At 64.8% G+C, this 8,461-nt stretch carries 8 protein-coding genes; 6 read left to right on the forward strand and 2 right to left on the reverse strand.

All coding sequences use genetic code 11. The features are described from left to right. Positions 1–9 precede the first annotated feature (9 nt). Positions 10–2,712: a [protein-PII] uridylyltransferase gene (locus BM297_RS20480; RefSeq protein ID WP_394328028.1), complete on the reverse strand. Its 2,703-nt coding sequence runs from the start codon at positions 2,710–2,712 to the stop codon at positions 10–12. 45 nt (positions 2,713–2,757) lie between these two features. Then, the gene (gene map / locus BM297_RS20485) at positions 2,758–3,540 is read right to left on the reverse strand and encodes a type I methionyl aminopeptidase (RefSeq protein ID WP_092435485.1); all 783 of its coding nucleotides are present in this window, start codon (positions 3,538–3,540) and stop codon (positions 2,758–2,760) included. 263 nt (positions 3,541–3,803) lie between these two features. Between map and rpsB the strand changes: the two genes are divergently transcribed. The 6 genes from rpsB to BM297_RS20515 all read left to right on the forward strand — a co-directional run. Next, positions 3,804–4,541, forward strand: coding sequence for a 30S ribosomal protein S2 (gene rpsB / locus BM297_RS20490; RefSeq protein ID WP_092435489.1), 738 nt, complete (start codon positions 3,804–3,806; stop codon positions 4,539–4,541). A gap of 125 nt (positions 4,542–4,666) precedes the next feature. Beyond that, a complete protein-coding gene (gene tsf, locus BM297_RS20495) occupies positions 4,667–5,536 on the forward strand; it encodes a translation elongation factor Ts (protein WP_092435492.1) in 870 nt (289 codons plus the stop codon). A gap of 212 nt (positions 5,537–5,748) precedes the next feature. Next, positions 5,749–6,483: a UMP kinase gene (gene pyrH, locus BM297_RS20500; protein ID WP_092435495.1), complete on the forward strand. Its 735-nt coding sequence runs from the start codon at positions 5,749–5,751 to the stop codon at positions 6,481–6,483. 2 nt (positions 6,484–6,485) lie between these two features. Next, on the forward strand, positions 6,486–7,043 hold the full coding sequence (gene frr / locus BM297_RS20505; protein WP_090313717.1) for a ribosome recycling factor: 558 nt from the start codon (positions 6,486–6,488) through the stop codon (positions 7,041–7,043). Between the two features lie 16 nt (positions 7,044–7,059). After that, the gene (gene uppS, locus BM297_RS20510) at positions 7,060–7,824 is read left to right on the forward strand and encodes a polyprenyl diphosphate synthase (RefSeq protein ID WP_092435502.1); all 765 of its coding nucleotides are present in this window, start codon (positions 7,060–7,062) and stop codon (positions 7,822–7,824) included. Continuing rightward, on the forward strand, positions 7,818–8,461 hold a 644-nt coding region (locus tag BM297_RS20515; protein WP_092435499.1), incomplete at its 3' end, for a phosphatidate cytidylyltransferase. The genes uppS and BM297_RS20515, both read left to right, overlap by 7 nt.

The raw sequence follows: 8,461 nt of genomic DNA on the forward strand, positions 1-8,461 counted from the left end.
AGTTCCTGTTCAGAAGCTGATGCGGGACGGCGTGATCAGGCCGTCCTGGGTATCGGAAAGCTGGCGGACCAAGGATTCCTGCAGGCGGGCGCAGAGTTCCGGATCGGACAGCGGCTGATGGTGGGCGTCGGTGACGAAGAACACGTCTTCCACCCGCTCGCCGAGGGTGGCGATCTTGGCGTTCTGCACCGACAGGTCGAAGTCGAGGAAGATCTGCCCGACGCGGGCGAGCAGCCCGGGGCGATCGGGGGCGATCACCTCGATCACGCTGAGCGGACGCTGGGCGTCGGTGTGGATGGTCACCTGCGGGGCGAAGCCGAAGCTCTTCAGCTGGCGCGGCACCCGGCGCTTGATGATGGTGCTGTAGTCGAGGGGGTTCTTCAGCGCGTCGACCAGGCCCTGGCGGATCTCGGCGATGCGCTGCGGATCGTCGCCGATCGAGCCGCCGTCGGCATCCAGCACCACGTAGGTGTCGAGGGTGAACTGGCTGGTCGAGGTGAGGATGCGCGCGTCCTGAATGTTCAGGTTGAGCTGGTCCATGGCCGCCACGGTCACCGCGAAGAAGTCGTGCTGGTCGGGGGCATAGATGAAGATCTGCGTGCCGCCCTCGAATTCGCGCTGGGTGGTTTCCTTGATCAGCACCAGCGGCGCGCCGTCGTGCGGATGCTGCAGGATGGCCTCGGCGTGCCAGGCGATATCGGCGCCCGAGTGGCGCAGGAAGTAGTCGTCGCCGAGCTGCGACCACAGCTGTTCGGCGGCGTCGCTGTCGATGACGTTGCGCGCGCGCAGCAGGTCGAGGGCGGCGTGCTGGTTCTCGCGGATCTGCTCCTCGCGGTCGATCGGGTTCTCCAGGCCGCGGCGCAGCGCGCGCTTGGTCTCGGCGTACAGCTGGCGCATCAGCGAGGCGCGCCACGAGTTCCACAGCGTCGGGTTGGTGGCGTTGATGTCGGCCACGGTCAGCACGTACAGGTAGTCGAGGTGGGTCTGGTCGCCCACGGTGCTGGCGAAGTCGTGGATCACCTGCGGATCGGAGAGGTCCTTGCGCTGCGCGGTGGTGGACATGATCAGGTGGTTCTTGACCAGCCAGGCGATCAGGCGGCTGTCCCACGGTGGCAGGTGGTGGCGGGCGCAGAAGGCCAGGGCGTCCTGCGCGCCCAGTTCGGAGTGGTCGCCGCCGCGGCCCTTGGCGATGTCGTGGAACAGGCCGGCGAAGTACACCAGCTCGGGCTTGGGCAGCTGGGCCATCAGCTCGCTGGCCAGCGGGAACTTCTCGGCCAGCTCCGGGCGGTCGAGCTTGCGCAGGTGCTTGATCAGGTTGAGGGTGTGCGCGTCGACCGTGTAGATGTGGAACAGGTCGTGCTGCATCTGGCCGATGATGTGGCCGAATTCCGGCAGGTAGCGGCCGAGGATGCCGTAGCGGTTCATCCGCCGCAGGTTGCGGTGGATGCCCTCGTGGGACTTGAACAGCTCGACGAACAGGCTGGTGTTGCGCAGGTCGTGGCGGAACTTGTCGTCGATCAGGTGGCGGTGGTCGCGCAGCAGGCGGATGGTGCCGGAGCGTACGCCGCGGATCTCCGGGTGCTGGGCCATCAGCACGAAGATCTCGAGGATGGCGCTGGGGCTGCGCTTGAACACGTTCGGCGCGCTGGCCTCGATGAAGCCGTTGCGCACCTGGAAGCGTGCGTTGAGCTTGCGTGCCTGGCCGGGCTCGGTCTGTTCGAGCAGCAGTTCCTCGAGGATCTGGTTGACCAGGTCGCTCAGTTCGGCGGTGGCCATCACCATGCGGTAGTACTTCTGCATGAACTGCTCGACCGCCAGCTTGGTGTCGCTGGTCTCGAAACCGAACAGGCCGGCCAGGCGGCGCTGGTGGTCGAACAGCAGGCGATCCTCGGCGCGGCCGGTGATCATGTGCAGGGCGTAGCGCACCTTCCACAGGAACACCTGTCCGGCGCTCAGCAGGTCGTGTTCGTTCTGGGTCAGCAGGCCGCGGGTGACCAGGGTCTCCAGGGTCAGGCTGCCGTACTGGCGGCAGGTCACCCAGAGGATGTGCTGCAGGTCGCGCAGGCCGCCGGGCGAACCCTTGACGTTGGGCTCGAGGTTGTACTCGGTGTCGTTGTACTTGGCGTGGCGGGCGCGCTGTTCGGCGCGCTTGGCCAGGAAGAACTCGCGGGCCGGCCACATGTGTGCGGTGCTGGTGGCTTCCTGCATGCGCTGGCGCAGGCGGTCGGGACCGGCGATGGTGCGGCTTTCCATCAGGTTGGTGATCACGGTCAGGTCGGCGCGCGCCTCGCTGGCGCATTCCTCCACCGAGCGCACGCTCTGGCCGATCTCCAGGCCGATGTCCCACAGCAGGGTGAGGAAGCCCTCGATCGGCGCGCGCAGGCGTTCGTGCTGCGCGCCGTCGAGGAGGATCAGGATGTCGATGTCCGAATGCGGGTGCAGCTCGCCGCGGCCGTAGCCGCCGACCGCGACCAGGGCGATGGCGTCGCTGTCGCCCCACTCGAAGCGTGCCCAGGCCTCACTGAGGATCTGGTCGACGAACCAGGCGCGCTCGGTGATCAGGCGGCGGATGTCGCAGCTGGCGGAGAAGCGCCCGTCGAGCGTCTCGGTAGCCTGGCGGATGGCTTTCTTGAAGGCGGCGATCGGGCTGCTCTTCAGGGCCAGTTCGGCCTGGAACTGGCCGCGGTCGAACAGCGCATTGTCCATTTCCATCGCAGGCATCGGGCGATCTCCAATCGGCGGGGCTGGGCGGGCGGCTCAGGGCAGGCAGCGGGCGATGGTGTCGTCGCTACGCAGGGTGAGGATCTCGCAGCCGCTGTCGGTCACCAGGATGGTGTGCTCGTACTGGGCGGAGAGCTTGCGGTCCTTGGTGATCGCGGTCCAGCCGTCGCCGAGCAGGCGGGTCTCGTAGCGGCCCTGGTTGATCATCGGCTCGATGGTGAAGGTCATCCCGGCCTTGAGCTCCAGGCCGGTGCCGGCGCGCCCGTAGTGCAGCACCTGCGGCTCTTCGTGGAACACGTTGCCGATGCCATGGCCGCAGTACTCGCGAACCACCGAGTAGCCGTTCTTCTCGGCGTGCTTCTGGATGATCTCGCCGATGTCGCCCAGGTGCGCGCCGGGACGCACCAGCGAGATGCCCTTGTACAGGCACTCCTGGGTGACCTGGCAGAGGCGCTCGGCCCACTCCGGCACCTTGCCGACCAGGAACATCTTGCTGGTGTCGCCGAAGTAGCCGTCCTTGATCACGGTGATGTCGATATTGAGGATATCGCCATCCTTGAGCGGCTTGTCGTTGGGGATGCCGTGGCAGACCACATGGTTGATCGAGGTGCAGATCGACTTGGGGAAGCCCTTGTAGTTGAGCGGCGCCGGGATGGCCTGCTGCACGTCGACGATGTAGTCGTGGCACAGGCGGTCGAGTTGCTCGGTGGTGACGCCGGCCTTGACGTGCTCCTCGATCATCTCCAGCACGTCGGCGGCCAGGCGGCCGGCCACGCGCATTTTCTCGATTTCCCCGGGGGTCTTGATGGTGACGGTCATCAGCTCTCTCTGGCGCAGCGCGCCTGCCTTATAAACAGGAAGGAATGTCATTCTAACAGACCCGCCGGCCGCTGCGGACGACCGGCGCGGCATGTCGGCGGGTTTCGCCCAGCGTCCAGCTATGGTATAAAGCGCGGCGCTTTTCGGGGTGGTCCCGTGAAGCCATCGAAACCACACACGCATCGACACAATTATCCTGGGTGCCCGCAAGGGTTGGATTTTGGGATGCGTGGAGGCTCAACCCGACTTATCGAGGAATAGAAATGTCCCAAGTCAACATGCGCGATATGCTGAAAGCCGGCTGCCACTTCGGTCACCAGACCCGTTACTGGAACCCGAAGATGGGCAAGTACATCTTCGGCGCGCGCAACAAGATTCACATCATCAACCTCGAAAAAACCCTGCCGATGTTCAACGAGGCTCTGGCCTTCGTTGAGAAGCTGGCTGCTGGCAAGAACAAGATCCTGTTCGTCGGCACCAAGCGCTCCGCTGGCAAGATCGTTCGTGAAGAAGCGGCCCGTTGCGGCATGCCGTTCATCGATCACCGCTGGCTCGGCGGCATGCTGACCAACTTCAAGACCATCCGCGCCTCGATCAAGCGCCTGCGCGACCTGGAAGTCCAGTCCCAGGACGGCACCTTCGAGAAGCTGACCAAGAAAGAAGCGCTGATGCGTACCCGCGATCTGGAAAAGCTGGAGCGCAGCCTGGGTGGTATCAAGGACATGGGCGGTCTGCCGGACGCGCTGTTCGTGATCGACGTCGACCACGAGCGCATCGCCATCACCGAAGCCAACAAGCTGGGCATCCCGGTCATCGGCGTTGTCGATACCAACAGCAGCCCGGAAGGTGTGGACTACATCATCCCGGGTAACGACGACGCCATTCGCGCCGTTCAGCTGTACCTGGGCTCCATGGCCGACGCCGTTCTGCGTGGCAAGTCCAACAGCGGTGCTGGCGAAGAGTTCGTTGCCGAAGTCTCGTCCGAAGCCGCTGAAGGCTAAGCGCCCGGCGCGCCAAGCGTTTTGCGGTGCGCAAAAAGGGGGCTAGGCCCCCTTTTTGCCAACTCCGAATTGCCGCCCGGCCTGCCGGGCGAACTGGTTTAGAGCAACTCTAGAGGAATCCGAACATGGCAGAGATTACTGCAGCCCTGGTTAAAGAACTGCGCGAGCGCACCGGCCAAGGCATGATGGATTGCAAGAAAGCCCTGACTGCCGCCGGTGGCGACATCGAAAAAGCCATCGACGACATGCGCGCCGCTGGTGCGATCAAGGCTGCCAAGAAGGCTGGCAACATCGCCGCCGAAGGCTCCATCGCAGTCAAAGTGGCCGACGACAACAAGGCGGCCGTGATCCTCGAAGTCAACTCGCAGACCGACTTCCTGGCTCTGCAGGACGACTTCAAGGGCTTCGTTGCCGACAGCCTCGAGCAGGCCTTTGCCGAGCAGCTGACCGACGTGGCTCCGCTGATCGCTGCCCGCGAGTCGGCCCGCGAGGCCCTGGTGGCCAAGTGCGGCGAAAACGTCAACATCCGCCGTCTGACCCGCGTGGAAGGCGACGTGGTGGGTTCCTACCTGCACGGCCACCGCATCGGCGTTCTGGTCGTCCTCAAGGGCGGCAATGCCGAGCTGGCGCGCGAAATCGCCATGCACGTGGCGGCCAGCAACCCGCAGTTCCTGAGCTCGGCCGAGGTTTCGGAAGAAGCCGTGGCCAAGGAAAAGGAAATCTTCCTGGCGCTGAACGCCGACAAGATCGCCGGCAAGCCGGAAAACATCGTCGAGAACATGGTCAAGGGCCGCATCAGCAAGTTCCTCGCCGAGGCGAGCCTGGTCGAGCAGCCTTTCGTCAAGAACCCCGACGTCAAGGTCGGCGAGCTGGCCAAGCAGGCCGGTGCCGAGATCGTTTCCTTCGTCCGCTACGAAGTGGGTGAGGGCATCGAGAAGGCCGAAGTCGACTTCGCTGCCGAAGTTGCTGCCCAGGTGGCTGCCACCCAGCAGTAAGATGCGCTGATGCCGTTCGAGACAAGGCTGCCCGCTTCCGCGCGCAGCCTTTTCTTTGCGGCATGGCAGGCTTCGGTCTGCCGAACAAGAATGAAGGGAGTCAGTTTTTTCGGTGCCATGGGGGCACAGGTTCTTGTCGTCGTGGTCAAAGCCGCGCCGGCACGCGAAAAGAGCCGGTTATTCGCAACATCACACTGCCGCAGGAGATTCGTATGGCCCAGCTGAGTGGTCGCCAAGCCCGCTACAAACGTATTTTGCTCAAGCTCAGCGGTGAAGCGCTGATGGGCAGCGAGGACTTTGGTATCGATCCCAAGGTGCTCGACCGCATGGCCCTGGAGATCGGCCAGTTGGTGGGTATCGGCGTCCAGGTCGGTCTGGTCATCGGCGGTGGTAACCTGTTCCGCGGCGCCGCACTGAGCGCCGCCGGCATGGATCGGGTCACCGGCGACCACATGGGCATGCTGGCCACGGTGATGAACTCGCTGGCCATGCGCGACGCGCTGGAGCGCTCGAACATCCCGGCCCTGGTGATGTCGGCGATCTCCATGGTCGGCGTGACCGACCACTACGACCGTCGCAAGGCCGTCCGCCACCTGCAGAACGGCGAAGTGGTGATCTTCTCCGCCGGCACCGGCAATCCGTTCTTCACCACCGATTCGGCGGCCTGCCTGCGTGGTATCGAGGTCAATGCCGACCTGGTCCTCAAGGCGACCAAGGTCGATGGCGTGTACACTGCCGACCCGTTCAAGGATCCGAATGCCGAGAAATTCGAGCATCTGACCTATGACGAGGTGCTCGATCGCAAGCTGGGCGTGATGGATCTGACAGCCATCTGCCTGTGCCGCGATCACAAGATGCCGCTGCGGGTGTTCAACATGAACAAGCCCGGAGCCTTGCTTAATATTGTTGTCGGGGGCGCCGAAGGCACCCTGGTCGAGGAGGGTTGAGAATGATCAACGAGATCAAGAAAGACGCGCAGGAGCGCATGAAGAAGTCGCTGGAGTCGCTGGATCACGCCTTCGCCAAGATCCGCACCGGTCGTGCCCATCCGAGCATCCTGGACAGCGTCATGGTGTCCTACTACGGCTCCGACACGCCGCTGCGCCAGGTCGCCAACGTGATCGCCGAGGACTCGCGCACCCTGGCCCTGACCGTGTTCGACAAGAGCATGATCCAGGCCGTCGAGAAGGCCATCATGACTTCCGATCTGGGCCTCAATCCGGCCACCGCCGGCACCACCATCCGTGTGCCGATGCCGGCGCTGACCGAGGAAACCCGCAAGGGCTACACCAAGCAGGCGCGTTCCGAGGCGGAAAACGCCCGCGTGGCGATCCGCAACATCCGTCGCGATGCCCTGGCCCAGCTCAAGGATCTGGTCAAGGAAAAGGAAATCAGCGAGGACGACGAGCGTCGCGCTGCCGACGAGGTGCAGAAGCTCACCGACAAGGCTGTCGGTGAAGTCGAAAAGGCCCTCGAGGCCAAGGAAACCGACCTGATGGCCGTTTGACGGTCGGATGACAGTCATGGACAAGACGAAACAGACTGCCCCGCCGGGCATGCCGCGCCACGTTGCCATCATCATGGATGGCAACAATCGCTGGGCGAAGAAACGCTTCATGCCCGGCGTCGCCGGTCACAAGGCGGGCGTCGATGCCGTGCGTGCGGTGGTCGAGGCGTGCGCCGAGGCAGGGGTCGAGGTGCTGACCCTGTTCGCCTTCTCCAGCGAGAACTGGCAGCGCCCGGCCGACGAGGTTGGTGCCCTGATGGGGTTGTTCCTCATGGCCCTGCGCCGCGAGGTGAAGAAACTCTCCGCCAACGGCATCCGTCTGCGCATTCTCGGCGATCGTTCGCGCTTCCAGCCCGAGCTGCAGGCCGCGATGGCCGAGGCCGAGCAGCTGACCGCCGGTGGTAGCGGCCTGCTGCTGCAGGTGGCGGCCAATTACGGCGGGCAGTGGGACATCACCCAGGCTGCCCAGCGCCTGGCGCGCGAGGTGGCTGCCGGCCACCTGCAGGTCGACGAGATCACTCCGGACCTGCTGCAGCGTTGCCTGGTCACCGGTGAGCAGCCTCCCGTCGATCTGTGCATCCGCACCGGCGGCGAGCAGCGCATCAGCAACTTCCTGCTCTGGCAGCTGGCCTACGCCGAGCTGTATTTTTCCGAGCTGCTCTGGCCCGACTTCAAGCACGAGGCCATGCGCAGCGCACTGGCCGACTTTGCCGGTCGCCAGCGCCGCTTCGGCAAGACCAGCGAACAGGTTGAAGCAGAACAACGGAAACCTACATGCTGAAACAGCGCATCATCACCGCCCTGTGCCTGCTGCCCATCGCCCTGGGTGGCTTCTTCCTGCTGCAGGGTGGCTGGTTTGCCCTGTTCATCGCCGCCATCGTCTGCCTGGGGGGCTGGGAGTGGGCGCGCCTGGCCGGGCTCGAGGCGCAGCCGCTGCGCATCGGTTATGCCGCCGGGGTGGCGCTGCTGCTGCTGGGGTTGTACCAGTTGCCGCAACTGGCCGGTGCACTGCTGGCGCTGGCGGTGCTCTGGTGGCTGGCGGCGATCGGCCTGGTCCTCGGCTATCCGTCCAGCAGCCGGGCCTGGCGGGCACTGCCGGTGCGACTGTTGCTCGGCCTGCTGATTCTCCTGCCGGCCTGGCAGGGGCTGCTGCTGCTCAAGCAGTGGCCGCAGGGCAACAGCCTGATCCTCGCGGTGATGCTGCTGGTCTGGTGTGCCGACATTGGCGCCTACTTCAGCGGCAAGCGCTTCGGCCGGCGCAAGCTGGCCGTGCAGGTCAGCCCCGGCAAGAGCTGGGAAGGTCTGTATGGCGGTCTGGCCGCCAGCCTGACGCTGACCCTGCTGGTCGGCCTGTACCGCGACTGGGATGCCCGCGAGCTGGTGGTGGCGCTGCTCGGCGCGGCGCTGGTGGTGCTGAT

Origin of the sequence: Geopseudomonas sagittaria, assembly GCF_900115715.1 — a bacterium.
Classification (GTDB): domain Bacteria; phylum Pseudomonadota; class Gammaproteobacteria; order Pseudomonadales; family Pseudomonadaceae; genus Geopseudomonas; species Geopseudomonas sagittaria.

What these genes read in the sequence shown, in the direction of transcription:
- tsf (WP_092435492.1), top strand. Translation starts at nt 4,667, where the DNA reads ATGGCAGAGATTACTGCAGCCCTGGTTAAAGAACTGCGCGAGCGCACC.
- pyrH (WP_092435495.1), top strand. Translation starts at nt 5,749, where the DNA reads ATGGCCCAGCTGAGTGGTCGCCAAGCCCGCTACAAACGTATTTTGCTC.
- map (WP_092435485.1), bottom strand. Translation starts at nt 3,540, where the DNA reads ATGACCGTCACCATCAAGACCCCCGGGGAAATCGAGAAAATGCGCGTG.
- rpsB (WP_092435489.1), top strand. Translation starts at nt 3,804, where the DNA reads ATGTCCCAAGTCAACATGCGCGATATGCTGAAAGCCGGCTGCCACTTC.
- BM297_RS20480 (WP_394328028.1), bottom strand. Translation starts at nt 2,712, where the DNA reads ATGGAAATGGACAATGCGCTGTTCGACCGCGGCCAGTTCCAGGCCGAA.
- uppS (WP_092435502.1), top strand. Translation starts at nt 7,060, where the DNA reads ATGGACAAGACGAAACAGACTGCCCCGCCGGGCATGCCGCGCCACGTT.
- frr (WP_090313717.1), top strand. Translation starts at nt 6,486, where the DNA reads ATGATCAACGAGATCAAGAAAGACGCGCAGGAGCGCATGAAGAAGTCG.